At 61.3% G+C, this 18,995-nt stretch carries 16 protein-coding genes; 6 read left to right on the forward strand and 10 right to left on the reverse strand.

Features of this window, described 5'->3' with window-relative positions; all coding sequences use genetic code 11:
* Positions 1–6: 6 nt before the first annotated feature.
* Positions 7–1,731, forward strand: a complete 1,725-nt coding sequence (locus Q9290_RS12890) for a PglL family O-oligosaccharyltransferase (protein WP_306080052.1) — start codon at positions 7–9, stop codon at positions 1,729–1,731.
* Here the strand turns inward: Q9290_RS12890 and Q9290_RS12895 are convergent.
* The 6 genes from Q9290_RS12895 to Q9290_RS12920 are packed head-to-tail and all read right to left on the reverse strand — an operon-like array spanning position 1,698 to position 7,534.
* Complete coding sequence (locus Q9290_RS12895; protein ID WP_306080053.1) at positions 1,698–2,480, reverse strand: glutaminyl-peptide cyclotransferase; 783 nt, start codon at positions 2,478–2,480, stop codon at positions 1,698–1,700. The genes Q9290_RS12890 and Q9290_RS12895 overlap by 34 nt on opposite strands.
* Complete coding sequence (locus tag Q9290_RS12900) at positions 2,477–3,076, reverse strand: ABC-type transport auxiliary lipoprotein family protein (RefSeq protein WP_306080054.1); 600 nt, start codon at positions 3,074–3,076, stop codon at positions 2,477–2,479. Before Q9290_RS12900 ends, Q9290_RS12895 begins: the two co-directional genes overlap by 4 nt.
* Positions 3,073–3,990 carry an MlaD family protein gene (locus tag Q9290_RS12905; protein WP_306080055.1) on the reverse strand — a complete coding sequence of 306 codons (918 nt, stop codon included), beginning with the start codon at positions 3,988–3,990 and terminating at the stop codon, positions 3,073–3,075. Before Q9290_RS12905 ends, Q9290_RS12900 begins: the two co-directional genes overlap by 4 nt.
* Before the next feature lie 3 nt (positions 3,991–3,993).
* Complete coding sequence (locus tag Q9290_RS12910; protein ID WP_306080056.1) at positions 3,994–4,773, reverse strand: ABC transporter ATP-binding protein; 780 nt, start codon at positions 4,771–4,773, stop codon at positions 3,994–3,996.
* Positions 4,770–5,879 carry an ABC transporter permease gene (locus tag Q9290_RS12915; protein ID WP_306080057.1) on the reverse strand — a complete coding sequence of 370 codons (1,110 nt, stop codon included), beginning with the start codon at positions 5,877–5,879 and terminating at the stop codon, positions 4,770–4,772. Before Q9290_RS12915 ends, Q9290_RS12910 begins: the two co-directional genes overlap by 4 nt.
* Entirely contained in the window at positions 5,876–7,534 is a 1,659-nt protein-coding gene (locus tag Q9290_RS12920) for a chloride channel protein (RefSeq protein ID WP_306080058.1), read from the reverse strand. Before Q9290_RS12920 ends, Q9290_RS12915 begins: the two co-directional genes overlap by 4 nt.
* Positions 7,535–7,646: 112 nt before the next feature.
* Between Q9290_RS12920 and Q9290_RS12925 the strand changes: the two genes are divergently transcribed.
* Together Q9290_RS12925 and Q9290_RS12930 are read left to right on the forward strand one after the other, a co-directional pair.
* Complete coding sequence (locus Q9290_RS12925; RefSeq protein ID WP_306080059.1) at positions 7,647–7,958, forward strand: YqfO family protein; 312 nt, start codon at positions 7,647–7,649, stop codon at positions 7,956–7,958.
* Between the two features lie 68 nt (positions 7,959–8,026).
* Entirely contained in the window at positions 8,027–8,479 is a 453-nt protein-coding gene (locus Q9290_RS12930; RefSeq protein WP_306080060.1) for a methylated-DNA--[protein]-cysteine S-methyltransferase, read from the forward strand.
* Between the two features lie 497 nt (positions 8,480–8,976).
* On the opposite strand, the gene Q9290_RS12935 is transcribed toward Q9290_RS12930, so the two are convergent.
* On the reverse strand, positions 8,977–10,170 hold the full coding sequence (locus Q9290_RS12935; RefSeq protein ID WP_306080061.1) for a D-alanyl-D-alanine carboxypeptidase: 1,194 nt from the start codon (positions 10,168–10,170) through the stop codon (positions 8,977–8,979).
* A 230-nt stretch (positions 10,171–10,400) separates the two neighbouring features.
* Complete coding sequence (gene metH / locus Q9290_RS12940) at positions 10,401–14,081, reverse strand: methionine synthase (RefSeq protein WP_306080062.1); 3,681 nt, start codon at positions 14,079–14,081, stop codon at positions 10,401–10,403.
* Positions 14,082–14,324: 243 nt separating this feature from the next.
* Between metH and Q9290_RS12945 the strand changes: the two genes are divergently transcribed.
* Positions 14,325–15,614: a cation:proton antiporter gene (locus Q9290_RS12945; RefSeq protein ID WP_306080063.1), complete on the forward strand. Its 1,290-nt coding sequence runs from the start codon at positions 14,325–14,327 to the stop codon at positions 15,612–15,614.
* 31 nt (positions 15,615–15,645) lie between these two features.
* Here Q9290_RS12945 and metA read toward each other — a convergent pair whose 3' ends face one another.
* A complete protein-coding gene (metA, locus tag Q9290_RS12950) occupies positions 15,646–16,599 on the reverse strand; it encodes a homoserine O-acetyltransferase MetA (protein WP_306080064.1) in 954 nt (317 codons plus the stop codon).
* Positions 16,600–16,741: 142 nt separating this feature from the next.
* Between metA and Q9290_RS12955 the strand changes: the two genes are divergently transcribed.
* The gene (locus Q9290_RS12955; RefSeq protein WP_306080065.1) at positions 16,742–17,917 is read left to right on the forward strand and encodes a CinA family nicotinamide mononucleotide deamidase-related protein; all 1,176 of its coding nucleotides are present in this window, start codon (positions 16,742–16,744) and stop codon (positions 17,915–17,917) included.
* Between the two features lie 30 nt (positions 17,918–17,947).
* Here the strand turns inward: Q9290_RS12955 and Q9290_RS12960 are convergent, their stop codons facing one another.
* Positions 17,948–18,652, reverse strand: coding sequence for a phosphatase PAP2 family protein (locus Q9290_RS12960; RefSeq protein WP_306080066.1), 705 nt, complete (start codon positions 18,650–18,652; stop codon positions 17,948–17,950).
* A 167-nt stretch (positions 18,653–18,819) separates the two neighbouring features.
* On the opposite strand from Q9290_RS12960, the gene Q9290_RS12965 reads away from it, so the two are divergent.
* On the forward strand, positions 18,820–18,995 hold a 176-nt coding region (locus tag Q9290_RS12965; RefSeq protein WP_306080070.1), incomplete at its 3' end, for a helix-turn-helix domain-containing protein.

An 18,995-nucleotide genomic window follows, 5' to 3' on the forward strand; every position in this document is an offset into this window, starting at 1 on the left:
CAGGGAATGACCCGCATCTCGCTAACCTATCTGTTTTTCTGGTGTTTTGCCGCCTGGACCCTGGGGGGCATGCATTATTTTATGCACAACCCCGGTGGCTCCGGCCTGTACCTGCCGTTCAACATGATTGGCTGGATCTTCGTGTCGCTGATGATCGGCCTGGGACTTTGGCAGCTGACCCTGAACCGGACGGTGGTATGGAGCCGTTTTCATGCGGGATGCTGGCTGGCCCTGGCGCTGATGCTAGTGCCCCTGCTCTACCCCAATGCCGAGCTGGCGGATCGGGCCCTGCCCCGGCTTGCCGGGATGGCCGGCGGCCTTCTGTTCTGGTTTGCCCTGTTGCAGTGCCGCTTTGACGAGCACGGCCGCTGGCGCCTGCTGTATTTTCTGCTGGCGGCGGTCAGCCTGGAAATCCTGTTCGGGCTGGTGCAGTACTATCTGCTGGAGCCGGGCAACCCCATTGGTTACAACACCAAAGTCAACCGGCCCTACGGCATTTTTCAGCAACCCAATGTGATGGCCAGCTTTATGGCCACCGGCCTGATGCTGGCCTGGTACCTGTGGCTGGAAGACCGTCGTTTACTGCCGGCGGCACATCGCTTCTGGCTGAGTACAGTGCGCAAGTTCTGGCTGGGCGCCGTATTGGTGACCACACCGCTGCTGCTGGTGGTGCTACAGTCCCGGGTCGGGCTGCTGGGCGCAGCAGTAGGCATAGCGCTGATACTGCCGCTGGCCTGGCAACGCAATCGCAGCGCCTGCCTGAGCGTATTGGGGCTGATCACCGCAGGTCTGGTACTAAGCCAGATATCAGTGGCCGCGGTGGAAGGGGTCCAGCGCAGCGCTGAAGTCTACACCAATGCGGGCATGCGTCCCTATTACTGGCAGCAAAGTCTTGAACTGATCTCCCGTCATCCCTGGGCCGGAATTGGCTACGGTGGTTTTGAACGGCAATTTATGGAGTTTTACGCCGCTCAGCGTGACGTCATTGCCGGCCTGCCCCCCATGGAGCCCAACCTGGATCATCCTCATAATGAGCTGCTTTTCTGGGGCGTGGAAGGCGGCCTGCTGCCGGTGCTGGTCATTGTTGGGGTCGCGCTGATGTTTGTACGACTGTTGTGCCGGGCGCCCTGGCGGCAGGCACTGGCGCTGACGGCACTGGTGTGGCCCATTGCCCTGCACAGCCAGACCGAATATCCTTTTTATCACTCCCTGGCCCACTGGATCACCCTGCTGGTGCTGCTGTACTGGATTGATGGGCGGTTGCAGCCCTCCCGGGAAACCCCCTATCGCCACCGCTTGCTGGCCCGCTTTACCGCCCTGCTGATCCCGGTGCTGGTCACCGGCTTTATGGCCACCGGGCTACAGACGGCACATGTGATCACCCAGTATGAACGGGGTGGCAGCAAGGAGCCGGCGCTGCTGCAGTCGGCCAGCAATCCTCTGGCCTGGCTGGGCCGGCTGGAATTCAATGCCATGTCGCTGCAACTGAAAGTGGGGGCGGCACAACAGGATGAGAAGGCGCTTCAGGCCTATCTGGACTGGGGCCGTGAATTTGTGCACCACACACCCAGGGCCTCCATCTACTACAACATGGTACTGGCCCTGCATCGCCTGAACCGGCCCGAAGAGGCGCAGCAACTGCTGACTCTGGCGCGACATTATTACCCTGATCACAAACAACTGCAGAGTGAGCGTATTCAACGGATACTGAGCACCGCCCCCGACGCCTGAACAAAGCGCACCCGGAACAGGCGGGGCCACCATTTGCCGGTGAGGTAAAACTCACCGGTGTGAGGGTTATGAGCAATGCCGTTCAGCACCGCTTCCCGGTGCTGAACCCGGCCGCTCGAAGACAGCAGCGATGAAGCATCGATCACCCCATCCACCTCGCCACTGGCCTTGTGAATGCGCAAAATGTGCGTCTCTTTCCAGACATTGGCATAGATATAGTCTCCCACGCAGGCCAGGTCATTGAGCCGGGATTGCGGGCGCCCGTGTAAGCGCACTTCCAGCCGCTGTTGCAGGGTAAAGTCCACCGGGCTGCGCCGCTGCAGGGTGGCCGAGCCATCGCTCATCCACAGACTGTCACCGTCAAAACACAGACCCCAGCCTTCTCCTTCATAGGAAAACGCCGTTTCCAGTTCAAGCTCGGGCAAGCGCCATACCAGCGCCAGTCCTTCCCGCCAGGTCAGCTGCACCAGCCGCTCGTCCACCCGGGCCAGGCCTTCGCCAAACAGGCTGTCGGCCAGCAGGGTTTGCCGGTCAGCCTCACCATTGCGCGGATCCAGCCGGCGCAGGCTGGACTGACCGTAAAGGCCGGTACTCACGTAAAGCCGGTCCTCATGCCATTCCAGCCCTTGAGTAAAGGCGTTGATATCATGGGGCAGGCTGTCGAGTACGCGCACCGTCAGCCGCTCCACCGCCATGACCGGCGCGCTCAGCGTCAGCAACGCCCACAACCACCAGCCATACCGGCTCATTGAGGCTGTGCCTGGCTCAGCAGCCAGTCACTCATCTCCACCACAAGCCGGTCGGCGGCCCGGCCCAGCGCCGTCACCACGGCGTCCGCATTCAGGCGTTCAAGGGGCTCCCGCTGCTCAAAACGCCGGCTGGCCAGCAGGCGGCGATCGGTGGTGCGCAACAGCCGGGCCTCATACTGAATCACGGCTTCACGCCGACCCGAACTCAGATCCACTTCAAAGGCGCGCAGGGTACCGGTAAGCTCCCACTCGGCCCGAATCCCCTCGTCTTCACGGCTCAGCCCACCCAGGCGCTCGTTCCGCCAGAGGGCGTCCAGCAACCAGTCCTGCCACAGTTGTGGCAAGGGGGCCGCCCAGCGGGCATCGCCATAGGCCTGGTAGGATTGTTGCCCGGTCAGCACCAGCAACCGGTTGCCGTTTAAGACACCGGTGGCAAGGGGCCGGGCCAGCCGCAGGCCACCAAGTTGCTCGCCATCGTCGTTCGACATCAGGGTCGCCGGTGGCAAGCGATAAATACTCACCGGCTGCGCCGGTGGCAGCACCGAACAGCCCGCCAGCCCCAACAACAGGGCCAGTAATACAAGGCCTTTGCTCACGGTTGAAATTCCTCCATCTGTTCCCGCTCCAGCAGGGTGCCGGCCGTGTCCTGCTCCAGACTTTGAACCATATCTCCCAATGCTCTCAGGGTACGGCGCAGTTCCCGCAGTGCCGGCTCCAGCCCGGCCAGCCCTTGCAGTCCCGCTTCCAGCGCCGGTTGCTGCCGGGCCAGCAGCCGATCCAGCCGTTCGGTTAACCGTTGCAGGCTGGCGGCGGTGGCGGCGGTATTCGCCAGCAGGGGGTCGCCATGCTTCGCCAGTTGTTGATCGAGCCGCGCCAGCAGGGCATCCAGCCGGGCGGCGGCCGTACTCAGGGAGGTCACGCCATCGCTCAGGGTGTGCTGCTGCCGTGCCAGGGCGGCGGTGAGGGTATCGAGACTGGCCAGAATATCACTCACACGGGCGGCATTTTGCGGCGTCAGCAGGCGATTGGCATTGTCGAGCAGGGTATTCAGCCCCACCATCAGCTCTTCACTGCTCACCCGCAGCCGGGCCAGTGGCGACGGCTGAGCCTGAATGACCGGAATATCGTCATCGTTTTGCGCCAGCAGCGGGCTGGCGGGGGAGCCGTGGCTGAGTTCGATATTGGCGGCTCCGGTAATGTTGGCCAGGGCCAACCGGGCCCGGGTATCGGTCTTGACCGGGGCATCGGCGGCAATGCGCACCCGGGCCCGTACCTGACGGGGATCCTCCGGGTTCAGGGTCAGGCTTTCCACCTCGCCCACGCGAATGCCGCTGTACTGCACCGCACTGCCCACCGACAGGCCGGATACCGGCTCGCTGAACACAATGTCGTAGCGACGCAGCTCGCGTTCATCCCCCACTTTGGCCAGCCAGAGCGCAAATCCCAGCGCGGCGGCGACCGCCAGCAGGGTAAAGAGACCAATCAGCACGTGATGTGCCCGGGTTTCCATACGTTACTCCTTGTTACCCTGAGCGGCATATTGCGCCGCTCTGCCCCGCGGGCCGTGAAAATAATCCCGAATCCAGGGATCCTCGGTGGCCGCCACGTCACCGAGCGCCCCCACCGCCTGTACCCGTTTTTGTCCCAGTACTGCCACCCGATCGCAACAGGCATACAGGGTGTCGAGATCATGGGTCACCAGCACCACGGTCAGCCCCAGGGCGCTACGCAGGGTTTGCAGCAGTCGATCAAAGGCGGCCGCCGACACCGGATCCAGCCCGGCGGTGGGCTCGTCCAGAAACAGGATCTGCGGATCCAGCGCCAGCGCCCGGGCCAGTGCTGCCCGCTTGATCATGCCTCCGGACAGATTCGACGGATAACGGGCTCCCGCCAGCGCCGGCAGCCCGGCCAGCGCCAGCTTGATATCAGCGAGTTCGGACGCTTGCGCCCGGCTCAGGCCGGCATGCTCAATCAATGGCAGGGCAATGTTTTCCAGCACCGTCAGGGAAGAAAACAGCGCTCCGCTCTGAAACAGCACGCCCATACGCCGCTCCAGGGCGCTGCGCTGCGCCGCCGGCAGGGTCAGCAGATCCTGCTGCCACAGGCGCACTTCGCCGGCGTCGGGCCGGTGCAGGCCGATGATGGATCGCAGCAACACCGACTTGCCGCTGCCGGATCCGCCCACTATCCCGAGGATCTCGCCCTCGATCACATCGAGATCCAGATGCTCGTGCACCACCTGGGCACCAAAGCAGTTACGCAGGCCCCGCACCTGTATGATGGCGCCGCTCACCAGCCCATCTCCATCAGGAACAGGGCGGCAATGGCGTCGAGCAGGATCACCACAAAGATCGACTGCACCACGCTGGAGGTGGTGTGCTCACCCACCGACTGGGCGCTGCCCGACACCTTGAAGCCTTCCAGGCAGCCGATAAGCGCAATCAGCACCGCAAACAGCGGTGCCTTGCCCAGCCCCACCAGCAGATGGCGCAGCGGTACTTCCTGCACTATGGCCAGGTAGCGCGCCGGCGCGATATCCAGCGACAACAGTCCCACCAGGGCACCGCCAAACAGGCCGCTGATAATGGCGATAAAGGTCAGCAGCGGCAGGGTCAGCAACAGTGCCAGCAGCCGTGGCAACACCAGCAGGGCGATGGGATCCAGCCCCTGGGCGCGCAGGGCGTCCAGCTCCTGGTAAACCTTCATCGAGCCCAGCTGGGCGGTAAAGGCACTGGCGGTGCGGCCGGCCAGCAAAATGGCGGTGAGCAGCACGCCGAATTCGCGCATAAAGCTGTAGGCCACCAGATCCACCGTGTAGATGGTGGCGCCGAAGTTGGCCAGTACGGTGGCGCCGAGAAAGGCCACCACGGCCCCCACCAGAAAGGTCAGCAGCGCCACTATGGGCACCGCATTCAGACCACACTGATGCATTTGTGCCACCAGAGCGGTCATGCGCCATTGCCGAGGACAAAAAAGCAAACCCAGACCGGTGCTCAGAGTCAGGCCGGTAAAGCCAAGCAGCAGCCGGCCCTGCCGCCAGCCCGAATGCATGTATTCGCCCAGCCGGGCCAGGCCATCGCTCCAGCGGGCCTGACACACGGGCGCCGGCTCACGCCCACTCATGGCGCCGGCCACCGCCAGCAGCAGCGCTTGCTGGCCGTCGGTCAGGCCGGTGGCCGCCTGCGTCAGCGTCAACAGCGACGGCCCCAGTCGGTGCCACAACAGGCCGGCACCGGCGGTGTCGAGCCGGGTCAGCTCACTGCCATCGAGCGCCCTGATGTCTTTGGCTCGCAGGCCGGTCAATCCGGCATCCAGGCTGGCATGATGACCCAGAGTCCAGTCACCCCGCAGGCACAGGGTGCCCTCGCGCAGGTGCCAGCCGCGCTCGTGATCGCTCAATACAGGCCTCCTTCTTCGGTGAGCATGTGCATCAGCCGGGCACGGGTGACCAGCCCCCGGCCCCGACGCACCGGCACCAGAAAGCCGGCGCCGGCCTCGCCCTGCAGGGTGCGCAGGGCTTCCAGCAACGACATGTCCCGCTCCAGCGGCAGCAGCCGGCGCTCCGGAATAAGCAGCTCATCCAGGGTTTCCGGCGTGACTTCCTGCTCAAACCGGGACAATTCGATCAGGTAATAACCCTGCTCCCGCTTAACCACCAGCGCCGCTGCGTCGGTCCGCGGCAGCGGCCCCTCGCCGCTCCACTCCACCAGGCTCATGTCGGCCAGCTCCGACAGATAACGCTGGGCCAGGGCAGTGCGCAGCGGATGCGTCTGCAGCTCCTGACCGCGTACGCGCAACTGAGTGATCACCAGAGACGGTAAATTAAATCCATGCTGACACAACAGGTTGGCCCCCAGTACCACCACCATGGCCGGCAGCATGGACTCGGCACTGAGAGACAGCTCCAGCACGGTGGCGATGGCCGCCAGGGGCGCATGCAATACCGCGCTCATCATGGCCGCCATGCCCAGCAGGGCATACAGGGCGGGATCCGAGGCGCCCGGGATCAGGGCCCCGGCCACACCACCGGCGCACACGCCCAGCATCAGGGTGGGTGCAATCTGACCGCCGGGCACACCCAGGCCAATGGCCGCCGCCGTGGCCAGCAGCTTGGCGCCCAGTATACCCAGCAACATCAGCCAGGGCAGCTGGTTGCCAAGAGCAGCATTGATGGTGTCGTAACCGGATCCCAGAATCTGGGGCGCGACCAGGGCCAGGGCACCGGTAATGGCCCCTGCCAACAGCAGCCTGATGGCCCGGCTTTGCAGTGGCAGGCGTACAAAGGTCAGTACCAACCACTGAAACAGTGCCGCCAGCAGACCGATACCCAAGCCGGTGAGCAACAACCCGGGGATGTCCAGGTGGGATGCCAGCGACAGACTCACAGGCGCCAGCACGGCGTGCTCTCCCAGCAGGGCGCCGGTCAGGGCCGAAGCGGTAATGGCGGCGGCGATAATGGGTGCAAAACCGAGCAGGCTGTATTCCATCAGCACCACTTCCATGGCGAACAGCACCCCCGCCAGCGGCGTGTTAAAGGCCGCCGAAATCGCCGCGGCGGTGCCGCAGCCCAGCAACAGCCGCAACTGGCTGGGCGGACGGCCGGTGAGCTGGCCCACCTGACTGGCGATGCCCGCCCCCAGATGCACCGTGGGTCCTTCCCGGCCCACACTGTGTCCCGAGCCGAGGGCAATGAGCGCCGCCATAAATTGAAAGCCGATATTGGCCGCCGGAATCCGGCCCTGGCCGAACTGCAGCCGCTCCACGACATAGGCCAGCCCCACCGACCAGGATGCCGGCGGCGTCAGCCGGTACAGCAGGATCAGCAACAGGCTGCCCACCAGGGGCAACCCCAGCTGCCAGTACCAGGCCAGGGACTCAAAGTCTTCCAGATTCTGGCCATTCAGACCGCCCAGAGTCGTGTTGAGCAGAAACAGAAAGCTCATCATCACCAGGCTGGCGATGATGCCGGTCAGCACACCCAGCAGCACCAGCGGCAGCAGGCTGCCGGGCCGGCGGGAAAGCAGGCGCTGGATCAGGTTGTCCGCTTGGTACATAAGCAGGTTCCGAACGCATCAGGACTTTTCATTATCCCCCCCAGTGGTGGAATAAACCACTTTTACAGCAATGATTTATGCTACATTTCACAGACTTTGAGCAGGAGGCATTATGTACAAGCTGGTCTTTTTCGTACCTGAACCCCATGCCGAAGCCGTCAAGCAGGCGGTTTTCGCCACCGGTGCCGGCAAGATTGGCGACTACGATCAGTGCTGCTTTGAAACTCGGGGCCGGGGGCAATTCAGGCCCCTGGCCGGTGCCAATCCCTTTATTGGCGAAGCTGGCGAGCTGGAGCGGGTGGACGAGCTGCGCATCGAGCTGGTGTGCGAAGATCACCTGATTCGCGAGGCCCTCGACGCCCTGCGTGCCGCCCACCCCTACGAGGAGCCCGCCTACGACGTCTGGCCCCTGGCCGGGCTCTGAGTCGCTGCCTCGCAACTTTTCGCCGCTGCGCGGCTCCAATGCTTGTCACTCACTTTCGAGCATGCTGTATGCACTGTATTATTTCCAGCCCCTGCGGCCCGCTGCGGATCGACGCCAGCCCCGAGGCCATTACCGGCATTCACTTCCTCAACGAGGACACGCTGGCGCTTTCCCCAACCTCACCGCTGCTGATGAACGCCTGCGCCCAGCTTGACGCCTATTTTTCCGGCCGGCTGCAGCGCTTTACGCTGCCACTGGCACCGCAAGGCACGCCCTTTCAGCAGCAGGTATGGCGCGCCCTGCAACATATTCCCTGGGGAGAACACCGCAGTTATGGCGACATTGCCGGTGCCATCGGCAACCCCAGGGCGATGCGGGCCGTGGGCGCCGCCAACGGCCGCAACCCCATTGCCATCGTGATCCCCTGTCACCGGGTGATCGGTGCCAATGGCAGCCTGACCGGCTATGCCGGCGGGCTGGAACGCAAGCGCTGGCTGCTGGCGCACGAGACAAATGCCTGACAATTACCCCGTGAGCGTGTGCGAGATCTCTCAAGCTGAGCACAGACAATGCGTTTTCATGGCCGCGCCATCACCTTCAGCCATAAGAGTTTTCTCTTTTAAATCAGTGAACTGATATTTTTTAATCCATTCTGACCGTAAGGACAATGAAAAAGCCCGGCTTGAGCGACGTCCGCGCCGGGTTATTATTTTCCCCGCAAGGAAGCAGCAAGGCCGGTCAGGAAGACGGGCCTGCCAGGAACGGCAAAAGGACACCGCGAGGATCGCGGCAAGGACACCTTCAGGGTTGAAGAGGTGAAGCGGGTCAGGAAGACACGCGGTCAGGAACGACCAGGACACCCCGACGGACCGGGAAGCGGATTATTTCACGGAGTGAAATACAGTCAGGGAAATGGCAGGGAGCCATGAGGTTCACGGAATTGAGCCGTCAGGACGACCGAAAAAGGGGCAACAGCAATGTTGCCCCTTTTTCGTGCTCGCCGTTCGCTCCCGCGTTGTTACAGCCGAACCACCAGGCAATCCATGCCCTGACGGGACAGATGCTGGCAGGCGTTCTGCGCCTGTTGCTTCTCAAACCCCACCAGACGGGCACGAAACAACTTGCGGTTGCTGATCTCCACTTCGGTGACCGCGGCCCGGGCCTGAGCCAGGCTGCCCAGCCTGCTGGCCGCATCAGACGCCCTGTCCCGGGCCTGCTCAGGCATGCGGAAAGAACCGATTTGCACCGCCCAGCCCAGGTTATCGCTGGCCGTGGTCTGGCCGGTGGGCAGAGACGCCACCGCCGGCTGCAGCGAAACCGGCGCCCGGGTTTGCGCTGACGGACGCACACTACGCGCGGTCACCACCTTGCGCTCGGGTGCGGCAACCCGGGCCACCCGTATGGCCCGGCCAATGCTGCGATCGATCAGCGACGCCATCTGTGCGTCCCTTGATTTGGCGGTCTTGCCCCCCATCACCACCCCGACGACCCGGCGATCATCGCGCAGCGCCGACGTCGCCACGTTAAAACCCGAGGCGCGAATATAGCCGGTTTTCATGCCATCCACTCCCGGCAGGTTCTGCACCATGCGGTTATGGCTGCGATAGGTTCGCCCCTTGTAGCTGAACGACGGTGTGGAGAAATAATGATAATAGGCGGGGTAGTCCTTCATCAGCCGCAGCGACAGGGTCGCCAGATCCCGGGCGGTGGACGTCTGCCCCTTGTCGGGCAGACCCGAGGCATTGCGAAAGGTGGTGTTGTACATTTTCAGCTCTTTCGCCTTGGCGGTCATGCGCCGGGCAAAGGCGCGTTCGCTGCCACCCAGCGCCTCCGCCACCACCACCGCCACATCATTGGCCGAACGCACGATCAGTGCCGGAATGGCGTCCCGTACCCGCAACCGCTCGCCCGTTTTAAGGGAAATGTTGGTCTGGGGCATGGAAGCGGCGTGGGCCGAGACCGGCATGGTGGTATTCAGGTTCATGCGCCCCTGCTCCATGGCCTCAAACAACAGATAGAGGGTCATCATCTTGGTAAGTGACGCCGGATAACGGCTGGCATCGGCATTGGCCGCATGCAGCACGGTCCCGTTTTCCGCATCGATCACAATGGCCGCATAACGGGGGTTGGCCTGAACCTGCACAGCCAGTGCCAGCAGCATCAGTCCCAGAAGGTGAGCAAGTGTTTTTCCCGGACGGGGTACAGCAAACATGGGACCCTCCTCCCAATGTTGAACGACAGCCGGCAGAAACTACGCCAAGGCATAAAGCCTGTCCAGCCCCCCATTCAGGGTCAGGCGACAGGGCAGCACGCAGCCGGACGTGCCATGGCTCCCGGTGACAATAAATCCATTTATATCATCAAGCATATATGCCCTGGGCCTGGCGCAGCACAAGACGGGAAAATATTTTATAAAAAAGGCGCCTGCGGCGCCTTTTTCGGTTAATCACTGAGGTTGGGAGCCAGCCATTTTTCGGCTTCGTCGCGGGTCATGCCCTTGCGCTCGGCGTAATCCAGCAGCTGATCTTCCTGAATGCGCGCCACCGCGAAATAGCGGGTGTCCGGGTAGGAGAAATAGAAACCCGATACCGCCGCCCCCGGCCACATGGCGTAGGACTCGGTCAGCTTCATGCCGATGCGCTTTTCCACGTCCAGCCACTGCCATAAGGTGCCCTTCTCGGTATGCTCGGGGCAGGCGGGGTAGCCCGGCGCCGGACGAATGCCCTGATATTTCTCGCGAATAAGCGATTCGTTATCAAGGTTCTCGTCCGGGGCATAGCCCCAGTATTCCCGGCGCACCTTCAGATGCATGTATTCGGCAAAGGCCTCGGCCAGGCGGTCGGCCACGGCGCTGGCCATAATGGCGTTGTAGTCGTCGTGGGCGTCCTTGTAGCGCTTGACGATGTCGTCCTCGCCGATACCACCGGTGACCGCAAAACCGCCGATGTAATCGGGCTTGCTGCCCTTCGGCGCCACATAGTCGGCCAGGCAGTAATTGGGGAAACCGTCCTTTTTCTCGGTCTGCTGACGCAAAAAGCGCAGGGTGTGCAGCACGGTTGAGCGGGACTCGTCGCTGTAGATTTCCACATCGTCGCCCACGCTGTTGGCCGGGAACAGGCCAATCACCCCGGCGCAGCTCAGCTCGCCCTCGGCTTCCAGGGTGTCGAGCATGGCGTTGGCGTCATGAAACAGCCGCTTGGCTTCCTCACCCACCACCTCGTCTTCCAGAATACGCGGATACTTGCCCGCCAGCGACCAGGTGAGGAAGAAGGGTGTCCAGTCGATGTACTCCCGCAGCACCGAGATGGGCACGTCGTGAAACTCGTGAATCCCCGGTTTGGCCGGCACCGGCGGGGTGTAGACGTCCCAGTCAATGGCCACCGGGTTGGCCCGGGCTTCGGCCAGGGTCACCGGTTTGGTGCGCGGCTTCTTGCGGGCGTGCTGATCCCGCACCACCTCATATTCCTTGTTGAGCCGTTCCACAAACGCCGGCTTGTTGGTCTCGCTCAGCAGGCTCTGCACCACGCCGACGGCCCGGGACGCGTTGGACACATACACCACCGGCTCGTCGTAGTTCTGTTCAATCTTGACCGCGGTGTGCGCCTTGGAGGTGGTGGCACCGCCGATCAGCAGCGGAATATCAAAGCCCTGACGCTGCATTTCCTTGGCCACATGCACCATTTCATCCAGGGACGGCGTGATCAGACCGGAGAGGCCAATCATGTCGGCATTGGTTTCCCGGGCGGTCTTGAGAATGGTTTCGCAGGGCACCATAACCCCCAGATCTACCACCTCGAAGTTGTTGCACTGCAACACCACGCCGACGATGTTCTTGCCGATGTCGTGCACATCGCCCTTGACCGTGGCCATGACAATTTTACCGTTGCTCTGACCCACGGCCTTGGTGGCCTCGATATAAGGATTGAGGTAGGCCACCGCCCGCTTCATCACCCGGGCCGATTTCACCACCTGGGGCAGGAACATCTTGCCCTCGCCGAACAGATCGCCGACCACGTTCATGCCGTCCATCAGCGGGCCTTCAATCACCTCCAGCGGGCGCGCGGCCTGCTGCCGGGCCTCTTCGGTATCTTCCTCGATAAAGTCGGTCAGACCCTTGACCAGGGCGTGCTCGAGACGCTTGTTCACCGGCCAGCTGCGCCATTCCAGATCCCGGGCGTCGTTGGCGGCGCCACCGCTGTCGCGGTAACGCTCGGCCAGCGCCAGCAGGGTTTCGGTGGCATCATCGTTCTGGTTGAGCACCACGGCTTCCACGCTGGCCTTGAGCTCGGGGTCAATGTCTTCATAAATGGCGAGCTGGCCGGCGTTGACGATACCCATGTCCATGCCGTTGCGAATGGCGTGGTACAGGAACACGGCGTGAATGGCCTCGCGCACCGGCTCGTTGCCCCGGAACGAGAACGACACATTGGACACGCCGCCGGAGATCATGGCGTGGGGCAGGTTGTCCTTGATGTCCTTGACCGCCTCGATAAAGTCGACCGCATAGTTGTTGTGCTCATCGATACCGGTGGCCACCGCAAAGATATTGGGGTCAAAGATGATGTCTTCCGGCGGAAAGCCCACCTTGTCTACCAGCACCCGGTAGGCGCGCTGGCAGATCTCGAACTTGCGCTCCCGAGTGTCGGCCTGGCCCACTTCATCAAAGGCCATCACGATCACCGCAGCGCCGTAGCGACGTACCAGTTTGGCCTGCTCGATAAACTTGTCTTCCCCTTCCTTGAGGGAAATGGAGTTGACGATGCCCTTGCCCTGAATGCATTTGAGGCCGGCTTCAATCACGTCCCATTTTGACGAGTCGATCATGATGGGCACCCGGGAAATATCGGGCTCACCGGCGATCAGATTGAGGAAGCGGGTCATGCAGGCCTCGGCGTCGAGCATACCCTCATCCATGTTGATATCGATGATCTGGGCGCCGTTTTCCACCTGCTGCAGTGCCACTTCCAGCGCTTCGTCGTACAGCTCTTCCTTGATCAGCCGCTTGAATTTGGCCGAGCCGGTGACGTTGGTGCGCTCACCCACGTTAACGAACATGCTCTCGGGGGTGATCAGCACCGGCTCCAGACCCGACAACCGGCAGGCCACCGGCAGTTCGGGCAGTTTGCGTGGGGCAATCCCCTCCACTGCTTCAGCCATGGCACGAATGTGCTCCGGCGTGGAGCCGCAACAGCCGCCCACCAGGTTGAGAAAGCCACTCTCGGCCCATTCGCGAATATGACCGGCCATTTCGTCGGCCTCGAGATCATATTCCCCAAAGGCGTTGGGCAGACCGGCGTTGGGGTGCGCGGACACATAGGTCTCACTGATGCGGGACAACTCGGCCACGTACTGGCGCAGCTCATCCGGCCCCAGGGCACAGTTCAGGCCAAAGGAAATGGGCTGGGCGTGACGCAGGGAGTGATAGAAGGCTTCGGTGGTCTGGCCGGTCAGGGTCCGGCCTGAAGCATCGGTAATGGTCCCGGAAATCATCACCGGCAGGCGCACGCCGCGCTGGTCGAACACCCCTTCAACAGCGAACACCGCCGCCTTGGCATTGAGGGTGTCAAAGATGGTTTCGATCATCAGCAGATCGGCGCCGCCGTCGATCAGCGCCTCGGCGGCTTCGGTATAGGCCTCGACCAGCTGATCGAAGCTGACGTTGCGGTAACCCGGATCGTTCACATCCGGCGAAATGGAAGCAGTGCGGTTGGTGGGGCCCAGCACCCCGGCCACGAAGCGCGGTTTGTGCGGCTCTTTCGCGGTCCATTCATCGGCCACCCGGCGCGCCAGTCTGGCGGCTTCCAGGTTGATCTCGGCCGCCAGGCTTTCCATGGAATAGTCAGCCATGGCAATGGTGGTGGCGTTAAAGGTGTTGGTCTCGACGATATCGGCACCGGCGGCGAAATAATCGCTGTGGATTTGGGCGATGATCTCGGGCTGGGTCAGTACCAGCAAATCGTTGTTGCCCTTGAGATCGCTGGCCCAGTCGGCAAAGCGCTCGCCCCGGTAGGCGGCCTCGTCCAGCCGGTGTGACTGGATCATGGTGCCCATGCCCCCGTCGATGATCAAAATGCGTTCGGCCAGGGCCTGTTCGAGCTGAGAAAACACGGGGGATCGGGACACTGCTGACTCCTGTTACAACCTGATTCCTGTATGCAGCGACCATGCTATCACAATTTGCACAATCGGAAATCCGGCCATCTGCATGGCCGGTGATAACGCCGAAAAAGTGCGGTGTAAAAATGCACGAATTTGCCGCATTTTCGCTAGTGAAGCCGCAGCCAATAGGGCAAACTATGCACGACCGAACATATTCGGCCAACTCGGCTTGCAAATAATAAAATAACCTTTCGGAAGTGCCCTCTCATGAGCGTTTATTACACTCTTTGCTTTTTGGCGGCCATGGCGATCACCATTGCCTTCGTCAATCAGTACATTATGAAAATCCAGACCACCATCGCCATTACCTCCGGCGCCCTCGCAATCTCCGTGTTAATGCTGATCCTCGGCAAAACCACCTGGCCCGAGCTGCAGCAGCATGCGGTGGAAGTGGTTAAAACCGTCGACTTCGGCTCCTTTCTGCTGCAGGGGATCCTCGGCTTTCTGCTGTTTGCCGGCGGCCTCGGCATTAACCTGCCGGCACTAAAAAGCCAGAAATGGGAAATTTCGGTGCTGGTGATCGTGGGTGTATTGATCTCCACCCTGCTGGTGGCCGGCGGTCTCTGGCTGCTGGGCTACGTGGCAGCCATTCCTATTCCCTTTATCTACTGCCTGTTGTTTGGCGCCCTGATCTCGCCCACCGATCCTATCGCGGTGCTGGCCATCGTCAAGAAACTGGGGGCACCGGAGCAAATCGCCATTCAGATCGAAGGGGAATCTCTGTTTAACGACGGCATCGGCCTGGTGGCCTTTCTGACCATCTTTGCGGTGGCCTTTAACGGCAATGAAGCCAGCTTCGGCTCGGTAATGACATTGTTCACTCACGAAGCGGTAGGCGGCATTATCTTTGGTGCGCTGCTGGGTCTGATGTGTCACATCATGATCAGCGCCACCGACGACGGCTCCATGGAACTGCTGATGACCCTGTGCGTGCCCACCGCCGGCTTTGCCATGGCCAACGTGCTGGGCGTGTCCGGCGCCCTGGCCATGGTGGTGGCGGGTATCATCATCGGCAACTGGACCCGCTACACCGGCTTTTCCGAGCAGAGCCAGAAATACCTGGATCACTTCTGGCACCTGCTGGACGAATTCCTCAACGCCCTGCTGTTCCTGCTGATCGGTCTGGCCATGCTGCTGGTGCAGTTCCACTGGCAGGCCTGGATTCTGGTGGCGCTGTCCATTCCGCTGGTACTGGCCAGCCGCTTTGCCAGCGTGGCGGTGCCCTACCTTGGCTTTCGCCGGGTGCGCAGCTACAACAAGTATTCGGTACGCATTCTTACCTGGGGCGGCCTGCGGGGCGGCCTGTCGCTGGCCATGGCGCTGTCAATTCCGGCGGGCGTGAAACTGGGCAGCGACGGCCAGGTGGAACTGAGGGATCTAATTTTGATGATGACCTACGCCATCGTGCTGTTCTCGATTATCGTGCAGGGCATGACCATCACGCCGATGATCAACAAGGCCAAGGCCGCAGAAAAGGCCGGCTTTCCCATCGAATAGCAAAAAGGGGCGTGAGCCCCTTTTTTAATGTTCAGTCTTCCCAGTCTTTGGTCAGGGTATCGCCGGCCGCACTGAGGGTCTTCAGATCGTAGGGCGTCAGCTGGTAAACGTGGTAGTTAAGCCAGTTGGCAAACAACAGATGACCATGGCTGCGCCAGCTGGCCCGCGGTGCATTGTCGGGGTTGTTGTCGGGGTAATAATTCACCGGCATGTTGGGCTGTGCTCCCACGGACAGATCCCGCATGTATTCCTGGTGCAGGGTGTCGGGATCGTATTCCGGGTGGCCGGTGACAAACACCTGACGCCGATCCGGGCTCACCGCCAGATACATACCCACCTGCTCGGAGCCGGCCAGTACCTTGAGGTTGGTTTTCTCCCGAATCAGATCCAGCGGAAAGTCCGCATAACGGGAATGGGGCGCCAGAAACACATCATCAAAGCCACGCACCAGCGGCTCGAACTGGCCCATGTTCTGGTGTTCATACACGCCGGACAGCTTTTCCAGCCGGGTGCGTTTATCGAGATCGTAGAGGATTTTGAGGCCGGCCTGAGCCGCCCAGCACAGGAACAGGGTGGAAGTCACATGGCTCTTGGACCATTCCACCACCTGCTCGATCTTGTCCCAGTACACCACATCGCAGAAGTCGGTCAGCCCCAGGGGCGCACCGGTAATGATGAGGCCGTCGTAAAACTGATCCTTTATCTGCTCGAAATCGAAGTAGAAATGCTCTAGGTGTGATTGAGGCGTGTTCTTGGACGGCCGGTTATCGATGCGCAGCAGATCCACACCAATTTGCAGCGGCGAGTTCGACAGCATGCGCAACAACTGGTTCTCGGTTTCGATCTTTTTGGGCATCAGGTTGAGCAGCAACACCCGCATCGGTCGTATGTCCTGATTGACCGCGCGCGTCTCCGTCATCACGAAGATATTTTCTCGGCTCAGGACATTGGCCGCCGGCAGACGATCCGGAATTCTGATGGGCATGTGCTTACTCCATGTACTGCATCGGTAGAAAAGTCTAGACATCTAGAAATCTACAATAAAGCACGGCCTCTTGTCATCTCTCTCATGGGTTGTGACCAAAAGATACGTTAAAATTCGAACAACGCTTCTCAAGGATATGCATATGGAACCCGTGATTGAACTGGTCAGTACCGGTGACGAAGTGCTCACCGGCCTGATAACCGATACCAATGCCGGCTGGCTGTCGCAGCGGCTGCTGGAGCAGGGCTGGCAGGTTCGCCGCCGCTTTACCATAGGCGACGACAAGGCCGATTTGATGGAGCTGTTTGAGCAGCGCAGCCATCAGGCCGATATCGTGATCGTCAATGGTGGCCTGGGGCCGACCTCGGACGACATCAGCGCCGAGGCCATGGCCGAGACCGCCGGGGTTTCACTGGTGCTGAACCCGCAGTGGCTAAAGGTGATGCAGGAAAAATACGCCGGCCGCGGCCGTACCATGCCGGAAAGTAACATCAAGCAGGCCATGTTGCCCGAGGGCGCCGAGCTGGTGGACAACCCCATCGGCACCGCCTGCGGCTTTGCGGTGCAATATAACCGGGCGCTGTTTTTCTTTACGCCGGGGGTGCCGTCCGAACTGAAGAAAATGATGGATCAGGAAATTCTGCCCCGGCTGCGCACTCGGCTGGGCCAGCAGGGCCAGAGCCAGGTGCGGCGCTACTTCACCTTCGGGTTGTCGGAGTCGGGCCTCAGTGACCGGCTGGATGCTCTGAGCTGGCCGGACGGCATTACGCTGGGTTACCGGGCCAACTCACCCACCATCGAGCTGAAACTGATCATCGACACCCGCGATCGCAATGCCATTGTCAGTGCCGAGGCGCAATTACTGGAGCAGGTGGGCAGTCATGTGGTGGCCCGCAACGAGCTGAAGTTTGACACCCTGGCGGCACAGCTGCACGATCGGGATCTGGTGATCTTTGAAGATGCCAGCGGCGGTCGCCTGACCGACACCCTTCACACCCTGACCACGGAGTTTGAAGGTCATTACCTGGCCGGACTGCCCGATACCGCAGAGGACCTGGCCCGGTGGCTGAAAGGCTCGGGTCGGGCCACCACCCTGGCTATTGGCGCCGAAGGGCCGCAGGGCATACCGCTGGCACTGCTGACCCCGGACGGTTGCCAGGCACAAACGCTTAAAATGCACTTTCGCGATCCGCTGATGCGCCGCCGGCTGCTGGCCTTTGCCGCCTTTGACATGTTGCGCCGGCAACTTGAAGGGCTGCCGGTGATCATCGACTACGACATACTGCCCCGCAGCGAACAGGTCAGCCTGCCGCAGTAACCACCAGGGGCGGCCTGGCCGCCCTTCGACTTATCCCTGCAGTTGCCAGCGCCGCAGCAGCTTTTCTGCCGGGCTCACCAGTGCTTCGGTCAGCCAGCGGGCCAGAGGCGTGTGGAACAGCCAGGCGGCGGTGATCAGCGCCAGAGGAATGGAGCCACAGATAAAGTCGGTAAACCAGTGGGCACCCGACATCACCCTGGGCATGGCCAGGGCCAGCACCAAAGGCACTACCATATAGAGATAACGGCGCGGAAAGCGGTAGATGGCAAATACCAGAAAGGTGGCAAAGCCAATGCCATGATCACTGGGGAAGGAATCACCTGAGGCATCCTTGGCCTTGATATCGGGCACCAGCTGGCTGACCCGCTCCGCATGTTCATAGACCAGGGTCGGGCTGGGACGTTCCACCGGCAGTGCCTTGCCCGCCGCCGCCTGCAGGGAAAAACAGCCCGCCATGATGATCAGCAGGCAGCAAATACGTGCCCGCTCCCGCCCCGACGCCAACCAGGCATGGCGAAACACAAACAGGGCCATCAGCAGCGCCACGGCGCCGTCAATCCAGCGCTGATTGACAAAAGCCACCAGCTCGGCAAAGCCCGGTACCGTCACCAGGCGCTGGTTAAACCACCAGAATACGCCTTCGTCCAAGGCCATCCAGTAGCCTTGCCACCAGGAAAAAAACAGCGCAGCAGCCAGGAGCTGTAATCCGGCCCAGCCTTTAATATCCCATTGCATCCTGAAACCCGTTTTGCAAAAAAGGCTTTATACCAGAAAGGCCTTGAAAAGTCCGTTGAAACAGCAGGTTGCGGGCAATAAAAAAGAGTGCCGAGGCACTCTTTTTCTTTATATTGTCCCATCCTGAATATGGTTTACACCTTTCCCCCGAAGATATGGAGACCCCAATGGGACAAGGTGTGAAACGAACACAACGCGATTACTCGCTGACTTTTAAATTGGCTCTCGTCGAACAGATTGAAAAAGGCGAGCTGACCTACAAGCAGGCGCAGGCTCGTTATGGTATTCAGGGGCGCTCGACCGTTCTTGTATGGTTGCGTAAATATGGTCGGCAGGATTGGAG

Source organism: Oceanimonas aquatica (assembly GCF_030732065.1).
Lineage (GTDB): Bacteria > Pseudomonadota > Gammaproteobacteria > Enterobacterales > Aeromonadaceae > Oceanimonas.

Bases quoted from the DNA above. Each gene is read 5' to 3' on its own strand.
- Q9290_RS12890 (WP_306080052.1), top strand. From the start codon at position 7: ATGACCCGCATCTCGCTAACCTATCTGTTTTTCTGGTGTTTTGCCGCC.
- Q9290_RS12895 (WP_306080053.1), bottom strand. From the start codon at position 2,480: ATGAGCCGGTATGGCTGGTGGTTGTGGGCGTTGCTGACGCTGAGCGCG.
- Q9290_RS12905 (WP_306080055.1), bottom strand. From the start codon at position 3,990: ATGGAAACCCGGGCACATCACGTGCTGATTGGTCTCTTTACCCTGCTG.
- Q9290_RS12920 (WP_306080058.1), bottom strand. From the start codon at position 7,534: ATGTACCAAGCGGACAACCTGATCCAGCGCCTGCTTTCCCGCCGGCCC.
- Q9290_RS12925 (WP_306080059.1), top strand. From the start codon at position 7,647: ATGTACAAGCTGGTCTTTTTCGTACCTGAACCCCATGCCGAAGCCGTC.
- Q9290_RS12930 (WP_306080060.1), top strand. From the start codon at position 8,027: ATGCACTGTATTATTTCCAGCCCCTGCGGCCCGCTGCGGATCGACGCC.
- Q9290_RS12935 (WP_306080061.1), bottom strand. From the start codon at position 10,170: ATGTTTGCTGTACCCCGTCCGGGAAAAACACTTGCTCACCTTCTGGGA.
- Q9290_RS12945 (WP_306080063.1), top strand. From the start codon at position 14,325: ATGAGCGTTTATTACACTCTTTGCTTTTTGGCGGCCATGGCGATCACC.
- metA (WP_306080064.1), bottom strand. From the start codon at position 16,599: ATGCCCATCAGAATTCCGGATCGTCTGCCGGCGGCCAATGTCCTGAGC.
- Q9290_RS12955 (WP_306080065.1), top strand. From the start codon at position 16,742: ATGGAACCCGTGATTGAACTGGTCAGTACCGGTGACGAAGTGCTCACC.
- Q9290_RS12960 (WP_306080066.1), bottom strand. From the start codon at position 18,652: ATGCAATGGGATATTAAAGGCTGGGCCGGATTACAGCTCCTGGCTGCT.